Genomic DNA, 21,470 nt, shown 5'->3' on the forward strand with positions numbered 1-21,470 from the left:
CTATTTGAAAGCAATTTGTCTAAAACCAGATGGTGATTTTGGCGGTATATTTTTAGCAATTTTCTCAATACGATTGATAATTTTAATCAATTTTTCGCTATAGTTAGGATCAGTTGCATAATTAGCATCTTGTAATGCTTTGGCCGCTGTTTTTGCATCAGGAGCATTGACCACCGCCCGATAACGTGAATTTTTGGTGAGTAAATTAACATAATCAGTTATTGCATGTTGTTTACTGTTATACACTCTAAAATCATCTTGAATTTTAACTCTATTGTTATTTAAAAATTCTTGAGTTTTTAAACGAGTAGAATTGTCTTTCCATGATGGCGATGCTTTTATACCAAAATAGTTATAACTTGGCTGATTGTCGGCTGTTTTTATCTGTTTTTTACCCCAACCTGTTTCTAATGCGGCTTGAGCAATAATAATTTCATAAGGAATACCTGAAGCTTTAGCGGCTTTTTTAGCTGGTTCAAACCATTCAACCACAAATTGCGTGATATGGTCTTGATCAGCATAGTTGGTTGGTGATGATAATTGATTGACATTAGTATTAGTTAAATTACTGGTTTTGTGTTGCTGATAAAGTAATTGACCTAATGCCGCTGGAGATAAATTTGATGTATTATCACTAAATAGAGATTGTGCTAATTGGATATTAACTTGATTATTATTTGCTTGAGATTGCGCATTAATATTAGCCGCAGAATGAGGCTGATTCGTTAATTGTTTGGCAATAATATTGGCAAGCCCAAGACCTTTTCCTGCTGTTTGCTGAGCAATTTGCTGATCAAACATAGAGGTAAATAGTTGCATGGCAGATTGATTAAATAAACCACCATTAGGAACGGCCTTGCGCATAGATTGCATCATCATATTAACAAATAATGTTTCAAACTGATCCGCAACTTGTTTGATACTTTCAGTTGAACCACTAACAGCATCGCGTCTTAATTGGTTAATACTTGAAAAGTCATAAGCAAAACGATTAATGGACTGATTAACTAAATTTTTCATATTAATAATTCTGTTTTAAATCGTTTCTAGCGCGGCGTGTAAACAACCTGCGGTTTTTAATGCTTCAAGTATAGACATTAACTCCGTAGGATTTGCACCCAATAAATTAAGTGAATGAATAACTCGGTTCAAATCGGTACCTGAAGCCAAATTATGTAGCGCGCCACCATCTTGCTCAATGCTAACTTCATCATCTGGAACAACGACAGTTTTACCACCTGCCAATGGTGTATTAGGTTGACTCACTTTTAATTTATTATTGACTACAACCGATAAATTACCATGAGCTACGGCACAATTGTCTAATTTAACTTTTTGATTCATCACTACAACACCAGTACGGGTATTTACCACCACTTTAGCTGAAATAGGTGTATTACTAATTTCAAGATTTTGTATGCGTGACAATAACCTTACTCGATCCTGATTATCCTTAGGCATTGTCACCGTGACGGTAGTGCCGTCCATCGCAACTGCTGTGTTTTTTTGTAACTTATTAATTGCCTCAGATATTTTTAAGGCTCGGGTAAAATCAAATTGATTAAGGTGTAAATGAATTATATCTTGTTCATCTAAACGCGTAGCAAGCTCACGTTCGATTGTCGCACCATTAGGAATGGTCGCTCCTGCTGTTTGATTCACACTTACGCTTGACCCCTTATTACTTGCACCCATTCCACCCACAAATAAATTACCTTGAGCAATAGCATAAACTTGATTATCGGTGCCTTTTAGTGGTGTCATAATTAATGTACCACCACGCAAACTTTTAGCATTCCCTAAAGAAGACACCACAACATCAATTTGTTGCCCAACTCGTGCATAAGAAGGTAATTTGGCTGTCACCATTACTGCTGCCACATTTTTTAATTGCATGTTACTGCCTGATGGCACCGTTATCCCCAATTGCGATAACATATTCGTGATACTTTGAATAGTAAAAGGCGTTTGTGAAGTTTGATCGCCGGTGCCATCAAGTCCAACCACAATACCATAGCCTACTAAGGCGTTTTCTCTTACCCCTTGAATAGTAACAAGATCACGAATAGGTTCAGCGTAACAAACTGGAGTGAGCAATAAAGTCATACCGATAAAATTGATAAAAAAACGTAATTTATTTAGCATGATGATACTCACTAAAATGGTGAAAAATTTAAAAATAGGCGCTGTAACCAGCCCATAGTTTGCGCTTCATCAATGTAGCCATTACCGACATATTCAATACGGGCATCAGCAACTTGTGTTGAAATAACAGTATTATTACCACTGATGGTTCTTGGATTAACTACACCAGAAAATCTTATAAATTCCGTGCCTTGATTAATCGCAATCTGTTTTTCACCAATAACTTTCAAGTTGCCATTAATCATGACATTTTGCACAGTTACAGTGATTGTACCGCTAAAGGTATTTTTAGCATTCGCACCGCCCGATCCTTTAAAATCATTACTGCCTGAGATATCTGTATCGGCTTTACCTCGACCAACAAGTCCATCTAAAAAATGAGGTACAGTTTTTACTCCTACATTTAACGCACCATTACGACCGGCATTAACTGATGAGCTTTTGCTCGCGCTAACATTTTCTTGTAAGACAATTGTTAATACATCACCAATGTTGCGCGGACGACGATCTTCAAACATAGGTTGGTAGCCAAAACTAGTCGGTTGGGCAGCTTGATAGATCGAACCGCTGGTATTGACGATATCAGGCATTTTCGGCACGATGCTAGTTTCCCCCTCAACCAATGCTTTTTTAGGCAACTGTGCACAACTTAAAAGAAAAAACGTCATGAGAATATAAAGATATTTCACTAAATTTATCATGTTATTCGCTTTAAAGTTGGTTTAAACGTTGTAGCATTTGATCCGAGGCAGAAATGGCTTTACTGTTAATTTCATATGCACGTTGTACTTGAATCATATTAACTAACTCTTCTGCAACATTAACGTTAGACGTTTCGGTATAACCTTGGTACAGCAAACCTGCTCCATTTAGTCCGGGTGTGTTTTCCGTTGGTGCACCTGAACTTTCGGTTTCTAAATACAGGTTTTCGCCCATACTTTCTAGACCAGTATCGTTAATAAACGTATGTAAGGTCAACTGCCCAACTTGTACTTGTGTTGATTGGTTGGCTAACGTCACATTGACCACACCATCGCGCGCAACAGTCATTTTGATAGCATTGGAAGGAATATTGATAGTAGGCTGAATTTCATAACCAGCCGCTGTCACCAATTGACCATTTTGATTGACTTGAAACGCACCACTACGCGTATATGCTTGTGTACCATCAGGTAATAAAACTTGGAAAAAACCTTGTCCATTAATTGCTACATCACTGCTATTATCCGTTGCTTCCAAATTACCTTGGCTATGAATACGTTCGGTTGCAACTGGGCGAACGCCTGTACCAATTTGCAAACCAGAGGGTAATGTCGTTTGCTCAGATGATTGCGCCCCAGGTTGGCGAACCGTTTGATAAAGTAAATCTTCAAATACCGCTCTCTGACGTTTAAAACCACTGGTACTAACGTTGGCTAAATTGTTAGAGATAATATCCATATTCATCTGTTGGGCGGTTAATCCCGTTTTAGCAATCCATAATGATTTAATCATTGCTATTCCTTCCTATGTAAGTGATAAAATTTGATTCGCTTTTTGAGCATTTTCATCAGCAGTCGTGATTTCTTTGATTTGCATTTCAAATTGACGAGCATGAGAGATTAAATCCACCATAGCGGTAACAGGATTCACATTACTGCCTTCTAATACCCCAGACATTAATTGGGCTTTAGGATTATCAGGCATTACCGTGCCACGCTCATTTTGTATCGCTTGTGTTAAATGAAAAAAACCATCATCGCCACGTTCAATTTCTTGTGGCAAAAGATGGACTTTTTTTATTTTACCGACTTGGGCTATCGTGGTCGGTTTATCACCTGCACCTAAAGCAGAAAGCGTACCATCACTACTAATACTTATTTGAGATTGTTGTGGTACAGTTAAAACACCATTATCACCCATTAATGGATGACCTTGAATATAAAGTCCGCCGTTTTCATCAATATCAATTGCACCATTACGGGTATAAGCCTCACGACCATCTGCTAACTGAACAGCTAGCCAATCGTCTTGAGATAGGGCGACATCTAAGTTTCGCCCTGTATAATTAAATGCTCCCATTGTTGAATCGTAGGTTGGTGTAGTTGCAGCAACCATCGTTCGTGTCGGTATATCATTACCAACTATTGGCACGGCTTTCATTGCAGTTAATTGAGCACGAAATCCCACCGTTGATACATTAGCCAGATTATGTGAGGTAATCGCCTGCTGATTAAGAGTTTGGCTTGCGCCCGACATTGCAGTATAAATAACCCGATCCATAAATAATCCTTAAATTAACGCAGATTAACTAATGTATTAAATATTTGGTCTTGAGTTTTAATGGTTTGGGAATTCGATTGATAATTACGCTGAGCCACAATCATATTAACCAGTTCTGCACTCATATCAACATTAGACGCTTCAACCGCACCACTAGCTAGTGATCCAAACGTTCCACTATTAGCGACACCTAAAACTTCTGCTCCAGAATTAGGCGTTGAGCGCCAGTTATTATTGCCTGTTGATTCTAATCCGTTGACATTGGCAAAATCAGCCATCGCAATTTGACCTAATAACATGGTTTGCTGGTTAGAATAAACACCATAAATTGTGCCATCATCATTAATACTATAGCCAACGAGATCACCAGCAGCATAACCATCAATGATAGGAGCTTTAATGCTGCCTACTTCTTTACCCATATTTTGTTGAGTGCTGTTTGCTAATGACAGTGTAAAGGTATTATCAGCTGAACCATTTAAACCATTAAGATTGATGGTCATTTCTGGATTGCTAATTAATTTACCTGATGAGTCAAATTCCATTTGTCCTAATGTTTTAAGGCTTGCATTAGGATCGCTACTATCAAGATAATGAACATCCCATTGGTTATCTGCGGTTTTAACATAAAAAAGCTGAACGTTACGTTGATTACCTAAGGAATCATAAGTTGTGATGTTGGTTGAATAATTAAATGTGTCAGCATCTTCTGCATTAATCGGTTGTTTTTCAGGGACTTTGCTATTTGAATTTAAATTCGTTTGTAAAAAAGCCTTACTGGTTGCTGATGCATTTAACATATCTTGTGAAATTTTTAATGGACCAGGTGCAGACCCTTGCTGGATTTTTGGTGGCGTACCTGTTGCTAAATAGCCAGTTAATTGCAACCCATCGACAGATACGATATTACGCTCAGCATCTAATTGAAACTGACCATTACGGGTATAATAAATTTGCCCGTTGCTATCCACTAACCGAAAAAATCCATTACCAGAAATGGCAACATCTAAACTATTATTTGTTGAAGTTATCGTGCCATCATTAAAATTTTGCATAACAGATGCAACTTTAACACCCATACCAACTTTTGAGCCAGCATAAATATCAGCAAATGAGATACTGGCACTTTTAAAGCCAACTGTTGCAGAGTTGGCAATATTATTACCAATAACATCTAATTGTTTTGAAGCGGCATTCATACCACTAATTGCTTGAGAAAACCCCATATGAACTTATTCCCCTTTAAAGAATTTGACGTACTTCGTCAATACTAATTGAACCGAGTATCCCTAAATCTAGTAATACTTTATTGTTAACTTTGCTATTAATTACTCCGTATACAACTGAATAAGATAATGATGTTGATGATACTTTTTGTCCATCGTAGCTGGCATTAATCGAAAACGTGTAGCTACCGTCTGGCGCCTTAGTTCCATCGTTAAGTTCACCATCCCAAGTAAAAGAGCTGACCCCAGCAGGAATCGAACCTAAATCGACCTCACGTACAACATTGCCGTTTTCATCTTTTATGGTGACAACTACTGAATCAGCATCACGCATAAGTTCAAAGCCAAATGGTGTGGCAATGGTCTCTTTTTCTGTTTCAGAACCATCTACATCCGATGTGGCAACTAAAATTTTATTGCCGGGAACCATGACACCTTTACCAATCATATTACTTGCATTGACCGATAAACTATCGTCAATCTGGCCTGACACCATACCTAAAGTCGTATTAAGTCGTTCAATACCCGCTAACGTATTAATTTGAGCAAGTTGTGATGTTAACTGACTGTTATCCATAGGATTGGTAGGATCTTGATTCTTCATTTGAGCAATAAGTAATGTTAAGAAATTATCTTGTAATTCCTGACTAGAGTTTCCATCAGATGCACCTTTTCTGACTGGACTGGTCATATTTGATGAATCTGACACCGCTACATTAGAAATACCCATGAATTACATCCTTCTATTGCCCTAAAGTAAGGGTTTTTAGCATTAAACTTTTCGCTGTATTAATAACTTCTACATTTGCTTGATAACTACGAGATGCCGATATGGTATTAACCATTTCTGCCACTGGATCAACATTAGGTTTTTGAATGTAACCTTTCTCGTCTGCTAAAGGATGATTCGGTTCATACACTAAATTCATTGGTGCTGGATCTTCAATCACCTGTGAGACCTTTACGCCTGCTACGCTATTTTGATACCCCTTATCATCAACTTGAAAAATTACTTGTTTGGCGCGATAAGCCTGACCTGAAATGCTGGTAATACTATCGGCATTAGCTAAATTGCTAGCACTGACATTCATTCGTTGGGTCTGCGCCATTAGTGCTGAACCAGAAATGGCAAAAATAGAAAAACTCATCACAATTATCCTTGCTGTAATACTGACATCACATTTTTAAATTGTTCACTTAAAAAAGTAAGGTTACTTTGATAGTGAATACTATTATCTATAAACACTGTGCGCTCTTGATCCATCTCTACAGTGTTACCATCAGCCGAAGCTTGATAAGGAATTCGATACAGTAGATTTTGATTTGTAGGCATTGGCATTGATATTTGAATATGATGATTAGAGGTAGTATGAAGTGCGATATTATTAACATTGCCTTGATTTTTTATGGCTTTAGTTAACTCTGCTTTAAAATCAATGTCTCGAGCTTGATAATTAGGTGTATCACTATTAGCTATATTAGCCGCTAATATATTTTGCCGCGTTTCACGCACATTGAGTGCCTGACTGTGAAAATTAACCCAGTTATCCAGTTTATCAAACATAAAATCACCCTAATTTTTTTGATAGCACAGATTTTAAGTGAAGCTAGAAAAAATTATCGTACAAATAACGGTTAAAATTGTCCTTATTTCAACATTCAAACTTTTTGAGCATAAAGTAGAATTTACTTTATAAATAATCTAGAAAAAATAAGCATGATTAAAATCGTGAAATTAATAATTGGTGTGTTTATGCTATGTAGCTGCCATTTTGTGTTAGCGAACCCGCTTAGCAAACAGATTAAAGATCTCATCGCGCAGCAATTTAGCCATAATCTAGAAACGATAACCATTGGCTATACCAATAATATACCTAAATTAAGTTGTGACACCCCCACTCTATCTTTACTCAATAAAAATAAACCATGGGGCAATATGACCATTGGTGTGCAATGTGATAATAAAAAAAGTTTTATGCAAATTTATGTTGCTGTTAGCGGTCATTATCTTATAGCCAAACAGCCCATTACGGCTGGCTCAGTTATCACTGAAGATTTGATAGATTTAAAATCTGGATGGTTAGATAAACTGCCATCTTCAGTTATTTTAAATAAATCTGATGTCCTTAATTATATTGCTACTCGCAATATCAATCAGAATGAAACCATAAAAATGGCGATGCTACAAAAAAATTGGCTGGTCAAAGCGGGTCAAATCGTTAAAGTAATTATTGATGACGAAGATTACCAAGTAACGACAAATGGTAAAGCACTCAATAATGCCATATTAGACGATAAAATCAGTATTAAACTTAATTCTGGCAATATTATTGAGGGAATTTTAACAAACCAAGGTGTAATAATTTCCAACAAATAATATTAATGATTTTTCTATTATTGCCGATAATAGAACTAAACAAATTACATAAATCGTAAATATGATTAAAGGTACTTTATGAGTATTGATGCAACAAAATCTATTACCGCCATTTCAGGACTTATTAGTCGTGATGTAATTACTGAGCAACAAAAAAATCAGACAGCGGTAATATCATCCCCAAATGATACTAAGGTAAGTGCCAATGTAGACCTATCACAAAATGCAGTGACACTATTACGCACATCCAATAATGATATTGACGTAAAGAAAATTGAAAAAATAAAACAAGCTATTGCCGATGGTTCATTAGTGATTGATTCACAAAAAATCGCTAAAGAACTTATTGAGCAAATGCTACAAGAAATTGAAATATAATGAAAATTTAAGGAATATAAATATGTTAGAATTAGAGGATATTTTAAATAACATAACAGAAATGTTACAAACACTTTCTGAAATTCTGCAAACAGAACAACAAATACTGATTGATAATAAGTTAATCAATCAATTAGCTGACATTATCGATAGAAAAAGTCAGTTACTCATTGAATTAAAATTATTAGATGAAAAACGAGTTAAATTAAGTCAACAGCTAAATATACAACCACCTTATAGTGAAAATCCAACCGTTGCTGCTCAATGGCAATCAATTACCGATACCACCAAGTTATTGGCAAACATTAATCGTGATAATGGTTTGATTATTGAAAATCGCATGAACATGACAGAACAATCAATTAATTATCTTAAAAATTTAAATAATCCAGCTGTTTATACAAATAATGGTTATCAGCAAACCGAAGTGATTTCATCCAAACGGGCGAAGGTTTAAAATAAAAAGAAACAACCTATTGATATTAAAAATCATTAAACGAGATAAATAACCCATAAATCATCGCCTTTTCAAAGCATTAATTCTTTAGTAATAAGTTCATACTGTTAACACTAAAAAACGCGTTTAACAGTATAATTTTATTATTAATATGGCTAATGATAGTGATATAGATAAAAGCGAACAACCCACTGATAGCAAAATAAAAAAGGCTAAGGAAAAGGGGCAGATACCACGATCTCGGGAATTAACTTCGCTATTTATTCTATTAATAGGTATTTCACTACTTTTAGTAATCGGACCTTATACCATTAATCAATTGATCACCATTATAAAAATGGCGATCAAAGTATCACATTCACCAAAAGATGATGCATTATCCACTTTATATTTAGTTAATTTGGTCACAGCGGGTATTTGGTCTATTGTGCCAGTTTTTATAGGATTGGTCATTACAGCCATCTTTGCTCCACTTGCTATCGGAGGATTGCTTTTTAGCTTGCAATCAATTAAACCAAATTTTTCAAAGCTCAACCCTATTGCTGGGTTTGGTCGGCTATTTAGTATTAGAATACTTTCGGAACTACTTAAAAGCGTACTTAAAGTTATATTGATTGCAACAACAGTTGCTCTATTTTTGTTACATTATTTTCCGAATATACTTTCCTTGCCCAATATGTATTTAAATAATGCATTAACCAATGCAATACAGTTAATCATTATTTGTGGAATGTTAAGTGTATTATCTTTAATACCAATGGTGGGATTTGATATTTTTTATCAAATTTGGAGTAATTTAAAAAAATTAAAAATGTCCAAGCAGGAGGTAAAAGATGAGTTTAAAGAACAAGAAGGTGATCCACAAATAAAAGGACGCATTCGACAAATGCAACAAGCAATAGCTAGACGCCGAATGATGAAAGATGTCACAAAAGCCAATGTTATCGTAACTAACCCAACCCATTACGCCGTTGCCCTGCAATATGATGAAAAAATCATGGCAGCACCAAAATTATTGGCGAAAGGTACCGACAAAATTGCGCAACGTATTAAAGAGATAGCAAGCGAACATAATATTCCCTTATTAGAAGCACCGCCATTAGCTCGTGCTTTATATCATCATGGTGAAATTGGTGAAACGATTCCAACCGAGCTCTATACCGCTGTCGCACAAATTTTAGCTTGGGTATATCAGTTAAAACGCTGGCATATATATGGTGGTGATAAGCCATTAGCACCGAATAATTTACCTGTACCTGAATCGCTATCGGAAAATAAATAACAGTAATTACTAATTTTATGATTAAATCAAAGCTACAGACGTTATTGTCATTTAATACCTTAAAAAACGGTCAATATCAAATTTTAGCAGGGCCAATACTCATATTATTGATTCTATCGATGATGGTATTACCTTTGCCCGCATTTATTTTAGATCTCTTTTTTACATTTAATATTGCCTTATCCATTATTATTTTAATTGTAGCTTTATTCACTAAAAGAGTGCTTGATTTTGCGGCATTTCCAACGGTTTTATTATTTGCCACTTTATTGCGCTTATCACTTAATGTTGCCTCGACGCGAGTAGTATTATTAAAAGGTCATACGGGTAGTGATGCTGCGGGACGAGTTATTGAAGCGTTCGGTCACTTTTTAGTTGGCGGGAATTTTGCTATTGGTATCGTGGTCTTTATTATTCTAGTCATCATTAACTTCATGGTTATAACCAAAGGTGCAGGTCGAATTGCTGAAGTGGGCGCTCGCTTTGCATTAGATGGTATGCCGGGTAAGCAAATGGCCATTGATGCGGATCTTAATGCAGGATTAATTGGTGAAGATGAAGCTAAAACACGTCGAGCAGAAGTAACCCAAGAAGCCGATTTTTACGGCTCAATGGATGGTGCCAGTAAATTTGTTCGCGGTGATGCTATTGCCGGTTTGCTCATTATGGCTATTACCATTATTGGTGGCTTATTAGTGGGTGTTATGCAGCATGACATGACCTTTGCTGATGCAAGCCACACTTATGTGTTATTAACAATTGGTGATGGCTTAGTTGCACAAATCCCATCATTAATTATTTCAACCGCAGCAGGTGTTATTGTGACTCGAGTCAGCTCACAAGATAGCATCAGTGAGCAAATGCTTAACCAGCTATTTAATAGCCCTAAAGTATTAATTTTAACAGCGGTTGTAATTGGTTTACTTGGATTGATTCCAGGTATGCCCAATATTGTATTTTTAATGTTCACAGGTTTTTTAACCTTACTGGCATGGTGGCTAAACAAACATAAAAATGTTGAACCGCAAAACACCACAAAAGCCGCAGAGGTCACTGCAACTACACCCACAAATTTAGAGGCAACTTGGTCAGATGTAAATATTGAAGATATTTTAGCCATGGAAGTCGGATACGGACTTATTCCGATGGTTGATCAAACACAAAACGGTGAATTATTGGGTAAAATTCGTAGTTTACGCAAAAAATTTGCTCAAACGCTTGGCTTTTTACCGCCTCAAGTACATATTCGCGATAATCTTTCATTAGCACCTTATCAATATAAAATTTTTATCAAAGGCGGTGAGATTGGCAAAGGTGAAATTGTTAATAACAAATGGTTAGCCATTAATCCCGGTAATGTAACTGAAACCATTAAAGGCACGCCAACTACCGAACCTGCTTTTGGATTGCCTGCTGTTTGGATCGATAAAAATGATAAAGAAAATGCGCAAATATTAGGTTATACCGTTGTTGATACCAGCACCATGATTGCAACGCACTTTAATCACTTGTTACAACAATTTGCGAGCGATTTACTTGGTCGATTAGAAACTCAAGAACTACTCGATCGAATTAAGCAAGAAGTACCGAAACTTGTTGAAGATTTTATTCCGGGCGTTATAACCTTAACAACGTTCCATAAAATATTGCAAAATCTGATTGTTGAAAAAGTCTCTATTCGTGATATGCGCACTATTATAGAAACCATTTGTGAGCATGCACCGACTCAGAATGATGCTTACCAATTACTTAGCATGATCAGAATTGCTTTAGGACGCGTCATTACACAACAATGGTTTTCTGATAGTGAACAAATCAATGTGATCTGTTTAAATGTCAATTTAGAACGATTGCTATTGCAAACGCTACAAAATACCAGTAACTTCGAACCCGGGTTAGCTGAACATATCATTCAACAACTACAACAAGCTCTTCATCAACAAGAAGCAATTGGTGCCCCACCTGTTTTATTGGTTAATCACTCATTACGAGCAATGCTTGCACAATTTTTAAGACCTAATTTTCCTCAATTAGCGGTATTGTCAAATTTAGAAATTCCGAATAATCGAGAGATCAAAGTAACCTGTCAAATTGGCAGCGAAACGTAATATAAACTTAGGACATTTAAAGAGCAGTCTTGCTTGCTATTTTAAACTCTCTATCTCTTTTCAAAGATGGTCCCTTTTTTGAAAAGAGATTGCTTAAACGCGTATTTGGTTAATAAGATATAACTTATTCCACCAACAAAAAAACCGACAACCCACGATAAACTCACTTCATAAAATGCCGCTGCAGAACCAATCAGCATCGCTAAAATAGCAGCAGAGTTATAACCTGCAAACTGACCTTTATTATCGTATAAGGCATTTATATTAATTTGTTGACGGCGTAATAGATAATATTCGACCAATAATATTGCAACAATGGGACCCAAAAATGCGGAGTAAATGAGAATAAATAGCCCTAATCCTTGTGCTGATGTATCTTGCACTAAAATCCAAGGGAAAGAAGCGATCGCAAATAAACCCGTAATTGTTACCGCCAGTTTATAATTAGCTTTAGTTAACAGAGTAATCACATAGGCTGGAGGAATAATGTTAGCGACAATATTTACCGCAATGGTGCCTAACACAATAAAAGTTGATACGACCAGAGTGATATAGGCATTATCGACCACAATTGCAAAGGCTTTCACTGGATTTGAGTTACCTGTGACAGACGCCAACATCACCCCAATCGTAATAATAAATCCATAAGCAATAAAAATCGGTAGAAAATAGAGTAATCCTCGTTTACGATTGCTAAAGCCTGATTTAAGTTCTCGAGAATAATCGGCCGCACTAAGAAAAATTGCCGCATAATTACCTAAAAACATCATAATAAAGCCATAAAAAGGCAGTCCCCAAGTCCCTTCAGGCTTTACCCATTTATCTATAATAATAGCTTGATGATTATTGAGTACTATAATAAAGACATAAATTAATGCACAAAGAATAACCACTGAAATTAAGGTTTCAACCCACTTTATAGCATGAAATCCATAGAGCGAAAGGATGATTTGGAAAAACTGCAAAATAAGAAAACAAACAAATACCTGATTAAATTCGCCATTAGACAATATTTTAATAATTTCATTAAGCGCTGTAGCACCAATCCAGCTTTGAAAGCCATACCAAACAATAGCAGGAATACCACGTAGCAACGATGAGATAATAGCTCCTTTTATCCCAAATGACATTCTAAGTTGCACAACATAAGGAATTCCTGTGCGATACCCTAATCGATCATTAAAGACAAAAATTGTGCTGATAATTAATATCGCTATGAACGTTGCAACAAAGGTTTGAAGAATATTCATCGTAGCAACGCCCGCGACGACCAAACTTGCACCTAAAGTCATATTACCCAAATTCATACCATCACCAATCCACATAAACGCATAGGTAAAACAATTCATGGTTCGATCTTTATTGTCTTTAGGTAGTAATGAATTATCAATGGTTAGTGATACAGATGATGATTGCTTTGTGTGATTTGTCATAATCCTATCCTCTAATTACCTGGTTTTTTTATTATGTCTTTATGATTAACGGCGAATAAATGTCCCTCTTGGCGTTGAATCAATACCAGAATCAATCTGATAAATGGTCTTTCCTCGTAACAATGTTTGAACGACTTGCGCACCAATTTGCCTACCCACATAAGGGCTAAATTTATTGCGATATTCGAGATCTTGTTCTTTTAATACATAGTGTGAATGCGGTTTTATAAAGATGAGATCAGCATCTTTACCAACTTGAATAGATCCCTTAGTAGGTAAGTTATATCGTTCAGCTGGATTTTTAGCGATGATATCGGCAAACTGCTTTAATGACATTCCACGTTTTTGTACCGCTTCATCAAAAAAGATATCCACATTATTTTGAACACCAGAAATTCCGCCCCAAGCATCAAACGCGTTGGTTTTATTTTTTAAGTCATAAGTACAAGGTGAATGGTCAGATACGGCGGTAATAATATGTCCAGCAAAAAGGTATTTCCATAACCCGTCTTGAGCTTGCTGATCGCGAATTGGCGGAGAGCATTTCGCGATTGGTCCAATCGCATCTAACTTGTCGGTAGTGAAATAGAGGTAATGGATACAAGTTTCACACGTCACATTCACACCTTCTTGACGAGCTTTGATTACCTCTTCAACTCCTTCTGGGCAAGCCACATGGCAAATGTGAATCGGGCAGCCAGTTTGCTTAGCAAAAAAGATAGCTCGACGAATGGCTTCGACCTCAGTAAATACCGGACGAGTTGCTACATATTGTGATAATTTGCTTTCTCCTCGTGCTTTGGCTTGTTGTCCTAATATATCTGTAATTGCGGCATTTTCGGCATGGATAGCAAGCACTTTACCTGTCTTAGCAATTTGGCGCATCCCTTCCCATAAGGCATAATCATTTACATTAGCAAAATCACCAGCAAGATTTGGATCGCCACAGGTTGCCATAAAGCATTTAAAGGCAGCGACCCCTTCTGCAACTTGTTCTGCAATACCATTATTATTTAAGTTGTAAGGAACTAAGCCACCATAAGAAGCAACATCGACATAAAGTTTTCCGTCTCCAGCTGCATATTTTTGCCGAAGTGTTTCACCGCTCGTTGTGGCAGGAAGTTGATTAAGCGGCATTTCAACAAAGGTAGTGACCCCGCCTTTTGCACATGCTTTTGTTCCTGTGACATAGCCTTCCCATTCATGACGAACGCCACCAGGTTCACTAATATGTACATGAACATCAACCATACCAGGACTAACAATTAAACCTTGAGCATCAAGAGTTTTATCAGATTGCCCCAAATCAGGACCAATAGCTGCAACTTTGCCATTTTTTATGGCAATATCGGTATGTATTTCACCAGATTCGAGAATGACAATACCATTTTTTATGGTTAGATCGTATTGCATAACAGTTTTCCCAAGTTAAATGATAACAAATAAAAAAACAGTACAATTAATACAACTATGAAAGATTGATAAGAATATAAATGCAATTAACATGCCAATGAATCAAACATTAAGCATCACGATTACAGCTTGATAATTCCAATGAGTGATGCACTAAAATGATTCAACGACGGGTAGCAATATTATTCTTTGCTACATTTTTGGAAATTAGAATAAGATTGGATATTAGAATTAGAATCAGAATAGATAAAAGTCATCAAAAATTTTTTGATATTTGCGGATTAAATTAATCGCCTTACATATAACATAGCGATTTGATTATAAACTATCTTAATGTAAGGCTTAATAAATAAATTATTCAGCAACAACCGTAAAACGTTGTTTAATATGTTTAGCATTTTCAGCTTCATCAACCATAGCGATGGCATAATCAGCATAGCTAATTTGGCTCTTACCTTGGCTGTTAACCATAAACTGCTCACCACCAGCGGTATAATGACCTGTTCTTGCACCATCAGCAACAAATTCAATCGCTGGGCTTAAGTATGTCCAGTTAACATTGTCACATTTTTTAAGTTCATCTAACGCTTTTGCCATATTAGTTGCTAACGGTTTAAACTCTTCTGGGAATTCAGGAGTATCAACTAAACGAACAGAAAGTTCTGGATTGACATATAAACTACCTGCACCACCAACAACTAATAATCGGTTAGGTTTACCGCTTAAAATATCAGTAAGATGTTTTAAACTTGTTTGATGTAAAGGCAGTGAATCAAGCGTCCAAGTAGCAAAAGCATCAACAATAACATCAAAAGGTTTTAAATCATCATAAGTTAAATCAAAAAGATCTTTAACTAACACATCAGCTTTAGGATCAACTTTAGCATCAGCTTTACGGACAATTGCAGTGACTGCATGACCACGGCTAAGCGCTTCTTTAACGATTAATGAACCTGATTTACCATTTGCACCAATTACAGCTATTTTCATTATTTACTCCTGTCATATTGTTTAAGCTAAAATTTAATTTGATTCTAATATTGTCTTATAAACAAAAAAGTCTTTTGCTTAGTGAATGTTTTTAGATTAATATTCAAAGTATCTATTGTAAAGTAGGTACCGCTATGTAACATAGTATCCACCAAGAAACTATTATTGAATTTAAAGGAATTATTCGTAATGTCATTAAATGAAAAATTACCACCTTGTCCTGTTGAAACGACATTAATGTTAATGGGCGACAAATGGAAAGTTCTAATTGTTCGAGATTTACTTACTGGCACAAAACGCTTTGGTGAATTAAAAAAATCACTAAACGGTATATCACAAAAAGTCCTCACTTCACATTTACGCATTATGGAAAAAAATGGCTTAATCACTCGCAAAGTGTATCCGCAAGTGCCGCCTAAAGTGGAATATACCTTAACTGAGGTTGGACAGAGCCTTAAGCAAGTACATGATGCAATGTTAGATTGGGGAAGTGTCTATAAATTAAAATATAGCACTAGAACTAGCATGGTTTAATCTAAATCAGAAAAGGGCATATTTACCCTTTTCAAATAAATATACTTAGCCATCAAATGTTTAATGACCAAAATAAAACTCATCTGGGTTTAGCTCTGGCATTAGATTTTTATCACGACCAATAATTATGGTATATAGCTTAAATAAAAGTTGTTCAATAATTATTACTTTGAGTAAATTTAATTTTTTAAATGATAGCTGTTAAGAGAATCATTAATTTTAGTATGAAAAATTCTAATGTAATAATATATTGTTAGAAACTACATTTAGTGTTTCAATTAAAAATGATAGAGAACAGAATTTTATTCTTATTTTCCGTACAAGGGATTAAGCTTTTTTGCTAACACTTAAATTAAACGTCAATATCGCTATTTTCTGCAATCTATATTACTATGATTTAATTGATTTTCGTATAATGAAGTGATTATGAGTGAGTTTTCTAACCATTTAACCATTAAAGATATTGCCAAATTGAGTGGCGTGAGCAAGTCAACTGTTTCACGGGTTATTAATCATGATCCTATGGTTAAAGAGACCACCCGTAATAAAGTGATGGCCATCGTTGAGCAGTATCAATTTACGCCATCTAAGTCGGCAAGAGCAATGCGAGGTTATGGAAACAAAGTGATAGGCATTGTTGTTACCCGCCTTGATTCGATGTCAGAAAATCAAGCTGTACGCGCGATGTTACCTATCTTATATCAATATGGCTACGATCCTATTATCATTGAAAGTCAATTCAGCGTTGATAAAGTTGAAGAACATTTAACCATGTTAAAAGAGAAGCAAGCTGATGGCGTAATTATTTTTGCTTTTACAGGGCTTGAGCCTTCACTATTATCATTTTGGAAAAATAAAAGTGTCATAATGGCAAGATCGTATCCTGATTTTACCTGTGTTTGCTATGATGATATTGGAGCAGTCACAACGTTACTCAAATATTTACACCAATCAAAGCACCATCAAAAAATCGGTTTTATTGGTATTGAACAACATGACCAAACAACCGGTGCACTACGTTATCAAGCTTATATGGATTATTGCCAGCAAAATCAAATCAGCCCAAATGCCTATTTAGGCAATTTAAGTTATCGTTCTGGCTATGAACTCGCACAATCAATTTTATCACTCTCACCAACAGCAATCGTTTGTGCTACCGATGCCATCGCTTTAGGCTTGAATAAATATTTACAACAGAATCAATTAGAACATATTGTGGTGGCAAGCATTGGCAATAGTGAGCTACTTAATTTTCTATTTCCTAATACGCTAACCGTTGAACTCGGTTTTGATAAAGCTGGCACCTATGCAGCTAAAGAATTACTCAGTATGTTACAAAATACTACGTTAGCTAAAACCATTACCGTACCTTCCACATTAATTTTTAATGAATAACATAATTTATTAAAAGTATTCAATTTAAATAAAAATTTGTGAGTTCAGTCACAAATAGGGAACGTTCCCATTTATTATTAATCAAATTCAATTTATGCTTAACTAATATTAAAAAATAGCCAAACTATTGATAGAGCAAAAGCTAATGTTCTAATAACAAGGAGACTTTTATGGCTAAAGATTCAAAAAGCTCAATCGAAGCGATAACAAAACTTATCGATTTAATAGGAGGAAAAGAGAATGTTGCCAGTGTTACCCACTGTTTAACACGTTTAAGGTTTGCCTTGGTCGATCCCAAAGCAGCAAATGTGGATGCCATTGAAGAACTCCCTTTTGTGAAAGGTTGTTTTAATAATGCTGGGCAATTTCAAGTTATTATTGGTACCAACGTTGATAGCTATTACAAATCGTTAATTCAGCAATTAAATTTAGATGAGGCAAGCAAAGAACAAACAAAAGTTGCAGCTAAAAAGAATATGTCTTTCTTTGAAAGATTTATTTCTAATCTTGCTGAGATATTTGTACCACTATTACCAGCGCTAATTGCTGGCGGTTTATTGCTTGGATTGCGTAACATTATTGGTGAAATGCCAACGATTGATGACAAACCACTTATTCAAACTTATGCTTGGTTAGTGCCAATCTATAATATTCTTTGGTTACCTTGTGAAGCTATTTTCCACTTCTTACCGGTTGCGATTTGTTGGTCTACAGTGAAAAAAATGGGCGGTTCACCAATTTTAGGAATAGTATTAGGCATCACATTAGTTTCACCACAACTGATGAATGCTTATGATCTTGGTAGCAAAATACCTGAAGTATGGGATTTTGGTTGGTTTAGCATCGAAAAGGTTGGTTATCAAGCGCAAGTGATCCCATCCATTTTTGCTGGTTTAGCATTAGGTTGGATTGAAACCCGTTTACGCAAAATCGTGCCAGATTATTTGACATTAGTTATTGTGCCAATTGTTGCGCTACTGCTTTCTGTCTTTTTAGCTCACTTCTTGTTAGGTCCTTTAGGCCGAATGTTAGGTAATGGTATTGCCGATATCGTTAAATATTTAATGACGGGTGATTATGCCTTCATTGGTTCGGCTATTTTTGGATTCTTCTATTCACCTCTCGTAATCACAGGCATTCACCATACCACTTTAGCTATCGATATGCAGATGACTGAAAGTATAGGAGGAACACCAATTTGGCCGATTATCGCCTTATCTAATATTGCTCAAGCATCTGCCGTAGTAGGTATTATTTTAGTGAGTAAAAAACATAACGAACGGGAAGTTTCGGTTCCAGCGGCGATTTCCGCTTATTTAGGAGTAACCGAACCTGCAATGTATGGCATTAACTTACGCTATAAATTTCCGATGTTATGTGCCATGATTGGTGCGGCTTTATCTGGATTGATTTGTGGTTTATTCGGGGTGTTATCTAATGGTATCGGTGTTGGTGGCTTACCAGGTATTTTATCCATTAAACCGATATATTGGTCAATTTATGCTTTAGCAATGCTTGTCGCGATTCTCGTACCGATCTTATTAACTGCAACTGTTTATAAAATAAAACTCAAAAAAGGCACGTTAGATATTCGCTAATTTCCCATTAAACGTTAACCGCTCTTGCAACAGAGCGGTTAAGCAAAATCTTAAATTAACAATGAAGAGCAGATAATGAATAAAATTGATATCCCTTGGTGGCAAAACGGCACCATTTACCAAATTTACCCAAAAAGCTTTCAAGCCAGCCAAGACAGTTCCACTGGTGATCTATTAGGTATCATCAGCCGATTAGATTACCTAAAAAAACTTGGTATTAGTGCAATTTGGTTAACACCGATTTACCCATCACCGCAAATTGATAACGGTTATGATGTTTCCGATTATTACGATATTGACCCTGCTTATGGTTCAATGGCTGATTTTGAGTTACTAGTGAAACAGGCGCATGAACGAGGGATCCGCATTATGATGGATATGGTGTTTAATCATACCTCAACCGAGCATCCTTGGTTTAAATCAGCCTTAGATAAATCCAGTCCTTATCGCTCATTTTATATCTGGAAAGATGCTAAAGCCGACGGCAGTGAACCCAATAATTGGCGTTCAAAATTTGGCGGTAAGGCATGGCAATGGCATGAACGCTCAGGGCAATATTACTTACACTTATTTGCTAAGGAACAAGCTGACCTTAATTGGGAAAATCCTCAAGTCCGCTCTGAAATTAAAAAAGTGTGTCAGTTTTGGTCAGACAAAGGCGTAGATGCCTTAAGGTTAGATGTGATTAATCTAGTGTCGAAACAACAAGATTTTGCTGATGATAAAAAAGGCGATGGTCGCTGTTTCTATACTGATGGGCCTAAAATTCACGAATTTTTACAAGAAATGAGCCGAGATGCCTTTCAACCTAATGACCTTAAAACCGTTGGCGAAATGTCTTCGACTACATTAGAAAATTGCTTAAAATATGCCTCGTTAGATGGAAAAGAGCTAACCATGACATTTAATTTCCACCATTTAAAAGTCGATTATCCAAATGGTTATAAATGGGCATTAGCCAAACCTGATCTGCTCGAGTTAAAAAATATCATGGGTGAGTGGCAAAAAGGGATGCATGATAAAGCTTGGAATGCCATTTTTTGGTGTAATCACGACCAACCACGTATTGTGTCACGCTTAGGTGATGAAACCCAATATCATACAGAATCTGCCAAAATGCTTGCCATGTTGCTATACGGATTACAAGGTACACCGTATCTTTATCAAGGTGAAGAGATCGGCATGACCAATCCACATTTTAATAATATTGATCAATATCGTGATGTTGAAAGTCTAAATATCTACCACGAAAAAATAGCCGAAGGTATGGCTGAAGCAGAAATTTTAGCAATATTAGCAAGCAAATCACGCGACAACAGTCGAACGCCAATGCAGTGGGATGATAGCTTAAATGCGGGTTTCACTAAAGGTCAACCATGGATCGAAGTGGCAAACAATTATCAGCAAATCAATGTAAAATCTGCACTTGAAGATCCTAGTTCTATCTTTTATTGCTATCAAGCATTAATTAAATTACGCAAAGAACATCCTATATTCATTTTTGGTGATTACCAAGATTTGACCGCGAATATTGCTGACTATTGGTGCTATGTTCGTAGCTGGAATAATCAAAAATTATTGGTGATAGTGAATCTGACGGATAGACAGGTTAAATGGCAATTGCCAAAAGAATTACTCGCGCTTAACTGGCAACCACTATTAAGTAATTATGTGAATAAAACCACGCTCGCATCTGCAATAACATTAAGACCTTATGAAGCGATGTATCTATTAAAAAAGGAATGATTAACCAATCATCCAATTTTTAACAATAGATATTTATAAAAGCGTGATCGACAAAAGATCACGTTTTTTAATATCATTATTTTACCGACATCCAACTGATAAAAATCAGTTCACTTCTAAACCAAC

General features: G+C 36.0%; 21 protein-coding genes. 9 read left to right on the plus strand and 12 right to left on the minus strand.

Features of this window, described 5'->3' with window-relative positions; translation table 11 throughout:
• Genes flgJ through flgB form a run of 9 tightly spaced genes read right to left on the minus strand, consistent with a single transcriptional unit; the run spans position 1 to position 7,197 of the window.
• On the minus strand, positions 1 to 1,020 hold the full coding sequence (gene flgJ / locus GAPWK_RS13065; protein ID WP_025316660.1) for a flagellar assembly peptidoglycan hydrolase FlgJ: 1,020 nt from the start codon (positions 1,018 to 1,020) through the stop codon (positions 1 to 3).
• Positions 1,021 to 1,035: 15 nt separating this feature from the next.
• Positions 1,036 to 2,145: a flagellar basal body P-ring protein FlgI gene (locus tag GAPWK_RS13070; RefSeq protein ID WP_038517594.1), complete on the minus strand. Its 1,110-nt coding sequence runs from the start codon at positions 2,143 to 2,145 to the stop codon at positions 1,036 to 1,038.
• 11 nt (positions 2,146 to 2,156) lie between these two features.
• Positions 2,157 to 2,846, minus strand: coding sequence for a flagellar basal body L-ring protein FlgH (locus GAPWK_RS13075; protein ID WP_025316662.1), 690 nt, complete (start codon positions 2,844 to 2,846; stop codon positions 2,157 to 2,159).
• 10 nt (positions 2,847 to 2,856) lie between these two features.
• A complete protein-coding gene (flgG, locus tag GAPWK_RS13080; RefSeq protein WP_025316663.1) occupies positions 2,857 to 3,639 on the minus strand; it encodes a flagellar basal-body rod protein FlgG in 783 nt (260 codons plus the stop codon).
• 12 nt (positions 3,640 to 3,651) lie between these two features.
• Positions 3,652 to 4,407, minus strand: coding sequence for a flagellar basal body rod protein FlgF (locus tag GAPWK_RS13085; protein WP_025316664.1), 756 nt, complete (start codon positions 4,405 to 4,407; stop codon positions 3,652 to 3,654).
• Between the two features lie 14 nt (positions 4,408 to 4,421).
• Positions 4,422 to 5,633: a flagellar hook protein FlgE gene (gene flgE, locus GAPWK_RS13090; protein ID WP_025316665.1), complete on the minus strand. Its 1,212-nt coding sequence runs from the start codon at positions 5,631 to 5,633 to the stop codon at positions 4,422 to 4,424.
• Positions 5,634 to 5,649: 16 nt separating this feature from the next.
• Positions 5,650 to 6,363, minus strand: a complete 714-nt coding sequence (gene flgD / locus GAPWK_RS13095) for a flagellar hook assembly protein FlgD (RefSeq protein ID WP_025316666.1) — start codon at positions 6,361 to 6,363, stop codon at positions 5,650 to 5,652.
• Between the two features lie 13 nt (positions 6,364 to 6,376).
• Complete coding sequence (gene flgC, locus GAPWK_RS13100) at positions 6,377 to 6,784, minus strand: flagellar basal body rod protein FlgC (protein WP_110287316.1); 408 nt, start codon at positions 6,782 to 6,784, stop codon at positions 6,377 to 6,379.
• 2 nt (positions 6,785 to 6,786) lie between these two features.
• Entirely contained in the window at positions 6,787 to 7,197 is a 411-nt protein-coding gene (gene flgB, locus GAPWK_RS13105) for a flagellar basal body rod protein FlgB (RefSeq protein WP_025316668.1), read from the minus strand.
• 153 nt (positions 7,198 to 7,350) lie between these two features.
• Between flgB and flgA the strand changes: the two genes are divergently transcribed.
• From flgA to flhA, 5 genes are all read left to right on the plus strand, one after another.
• Entirely contained in the window at positions 7,351 to 8,010 is a 660-nt protein-coding gene (gene flgA, locus GAPWK_RS13110; protein ID WP_025316669.1) for a flagellar basal body P-ring formation chaperone FlgA, read from the plus strand.
• A 78-nt stretch (positions 8,011 to 8,088) separates the two neighbouring features.
• On the plus strand, positions 8,089 to 8,388 hold the full coding sequence (flgM, locus tag GAPWK_RS13115) for a flagellar biosynthesis anti-sigma factor FlgM (RefSeq protein ID WP_025316670.1): 300 nt from the start codon (positions 8,089 to 8,091) through the stop codon (positions 8,386 to 8,388).
• Between the two features lie 22 nt (positions 8,389 to 8,410).
• Positions 8,411 to 8,845, plus strand: coding sequence for a flagella synthesis protein FlgN (locus GAPWK_RS13120; protein ID WP_025316671.1), 435 nt, complete (start codon positions 8,411 to 8,413; stop codon positions 8,843 to 8,845).
• Positions 8,846 to 8,996: 151 nt separating this feature from the next.
• Positions 8,997 to 10,127 carry a flagellar biosynthesis protein FlhB gene (gene flhB, locus GAPWK_RS13125; protein WP_025316672.1) on the plus strand — a complete coding sequence of 377 codons (1,131 nt, stop codon included), beginning with the start codon at positions 8,997 to 8,999 and terminating at the stop codon, positions 10,125 to 10,127.
• 17 nt (positions 10,128 to 10,144) lie between these two features.
• Entirely contained in the window at positions 10,145 to 12,235 is a 2,091-nt protein-coding gene (gene flhA, locus GAPWK_RS13130; RefSeq protein WP_025316673.1) for a flagellar biosynthesis protein FlhA, read from the plus strand.
• A gap of 50 nt (positions 12,236 to 12,285) precedes the next feature.
• Here flhA and GAPWK_RS13135 read toward each other — a convergent pair whose 3' ends face one another.
• From GAPWK_RS13135 to GAPWK_RS13145, 3 genes are all read right to left on the minus strand, one after another.
• On the minus strand, positions 12,286 to 13,668 hold the full coding sequence (locus GAPWK_RS13135; protein WP_025316674.1) for an NCS1 family transporter: 1,383 nt from the start codon (positions 13,666 to 13,668) through the stop codon (positions 12,286 to 12,288).
• Positions 13,669 to 13,713: 45 nt separating this feature from the next.
• Complete coding sequence (gene allB, locus GAPWK_RS13140; RefSeq protein WP_025316675.1) at positions 13,714 to 15,081, minus strand: allantoinase AllB; 1,368 nt, start codon at positions 15,079 to 15,081, stop codon at positions 13,714 to 13,716.
• 354 nt (positions 15,082 to 15,435) lie between these two features.
• A complete protein-coding gene (locus GAPWK_RS13145; protein WP_025316676.1) occupies positions 15,436 to 16,071 on the minus strand; it encodes an NAD(P)-dependent oxidoreductase in 636 nt (211 codons plus the stop codon).
• 189 nt (positions 16,072 to 16,260) lie between these two features.
• Between GAPWK_RS13145 and GAPWK_RS13150 the strand changes: the two genes are divergently transcribed.
• From GAPWK_RS13150 to treC, 4 genes are all read left to right on the plus strand, one after another.
• On the plus strand, positions 16,261 to 16,605 hold the full coding sequence (locus tag GAPWK_RS13150) for a winged helix-turn-helix transcriptional regulator (protein WP_025316677.1): 345 nt from the start codon (positions 16,261 to 16,263) through the stop codon (positions 16,603 to 16,605).
• Positions 16,606 to 17,031: 426 nt separating this feature from the next.
• Positions 17,032 to 18,000, plus strand: a complete 969-nt coding sequence (treR, locus tag GAPWK_RS13155) for a trehalose operon repressor TreR (RefSeq protein ID WP_025316678.1) — start codon at positions 17,032 to 17,034, stop codon at positions 17,998 to 18,000.
• A 170-nt stretch (positions 18,001 to 18,170) separates the two neighbouring features.
• On the plus strand, positions 18,171 to 19,598 hold the full coding sequence (gene treB, locus GAPWK_RS13160; RefSeq protein ID WP_025316679.1) for a PTS trehalose transporter subunit IIBC: 1,428 nt from the start codon (positions 18,171 to 18,173) through the stop codon (positions 19,596 to 19,598).
• 75 nt (positions 19,599 to 19,673) lie between these two features.
• Positions 19,674 to 21,344, plus strand: coding sequence for an alpha,alpha-phosphotrehalase (gene treC, locus GAPWK_RS13165; RefSeq protein WP_025316680.1), 1,671 nt, complete (start codon positions 19,674 to 19,676; stop codon positions 21,342 to 21,344).
• The last annotated feature ends 126 nt before the right edge of the window (positions 21,345 to 21,470 follow it).

The sequence above is a fragment of the Gilliamella apicola genome (assembly GCF_000599985.1).
GTDB lineage: Bacteria > Pseudomonadota > Gammaproteobacteria > Enterobacterales > Orbaceae > Gilliamella > Gilliamella apicola.

Excerpts from the sequence above, each read along its gene's own strand:
- flgJ (WP_025316660.1), bottom strand. The coding sequence starts at position 1,020 with ATGAAAAATTTAGTTAATCAGTCCATTAATCGTTTTGCTTATGACTTT.
- GAPWK_RS13070 (WP_038517594.1), bottom strand. The coding sequence starts at position 2,145 with ATGCTAAATAAATTACGTTTTTTTATCAATTTTATCGGTATGACTTTA.
- GAPWK_RS13075 (WP_025316662.1), bottom strand. The coding sequence starts at position 2,846 with ATGATAAATTTAGTGAAATATCTTTATATTCTCATGACGTTTTTTCTT.
- flgG (WP_025316663.1), bottom strand. The coding sequence starts at position 3,639 with ATGATTAAATCATTATGGATTGCTAAAACGGGATTAACCGCCCAACAG.
- GAPWK_RS13085 (WP_025316664.1), bottom strand. The coding sequence starts at position 4,407 with ATGGATCGGGTTATTTATACTGCAATGTCGGGCGCAAGCCAAACTCTT.
- flgE (WP_025316665.1), bottom strand. The coding sequence starts at position 5,633 with ATGGGGTTTTCTCAAGCAATTAGTGGTATGAATGCCGCTTCAAAACAA.
- flgD (WP_025316666.1), bottom strand. The coding sequence starts at position 6,363 with ATGGGTATTTCTAATGTAGCGGTGTCAGATTCATCAAATATGACCAGT.
- flgB (WP_025316668.1), bottom strand. The coding sequence starts at position 7,197 with ATGTTTGATAAACTGGATAACTGGGTTAATTTTCACAGTCAGGCACTC.
- flgA (WP_025316669.1), top strand. The coding sequence starts at position 7,351 with ATGATTAAAATCGTGAAATTAATAATTGGTGTGTTTATGCTATGTAGC.
- flgM (WP_025316670.1), top strand. The coding sequence starts at position 8,089 with ATGAGTATTGATGCAACAAAATCTATTACCGCCATTTCAGGACTTATT.
- GAPWK_RS13120 (WP_025316671.1), top strand. The coding sequence starts at position 8,411 with ATGTTAGAATTAGAGGATATTTTAAATAACATAACAGAAATGTTACAA.
- flhB (WP_025316672.1), top strand. The coding sequence starts at position 8,997 with ATGGCTAATGATAGTGATATAGATAAAAGCGAACAACCCACTGATAGC.
- flhA (WP_025316673.1), top strand. The coding sequence starts at position 10,145 with ATGATTAAATCAAAGCTACAGACGTTATTGTCATTTAATACCTTAAAA.
- GAPWK_RS13135 (WP_025316674.1), bottom strand. The coding sequence starts at position 13,668 with ATGACAAATCACACAAAGCAATCATCATCTGTATCACTAACCATTGAT.
- allB (WP_025316675.1), bottom strand. The coding sequence starts at position 15,081 with ATGCAATACGATCTAACCATAAAAAATGGTATTGTCATTCTCGAATCT.
- GAPWK_RS13145 (WP_025316676.1), bottom strand. The coding sequence starts at position 16,071 with ATGAAAATAGCTGTAATTGGTGCAAATGGTAAATCAGGTTCATTAATC.
- GAPWK_RS13150 (WP_025316677.1), top strand. The coding sequence starts at position 16,261 with ATGTCATTAAATGAAAAATTACCACCTTGTCCTGTTGAAACGACATTA.
- treR (WP_025316678.1), top strand. The coding sequence starts at position 17,032 with ATGAGTGAGTTTTCTAACCATTTAACCATTAAAGATATTGCCAAATTG.
- treB (WP_025316679.1), top strand. The coding sequence starts at position 18,171 with ATGGCTAAAGATTCAAAAAGCTCAATCGAAGCGATAACAAAACTTATC.
- treC (WP_025316680.1), top strand. The coding sequence starts at position 19,674 with ATGAATAAAATTGATATCCCTTGGTGGCAAAACGGCACCATTTACCAA.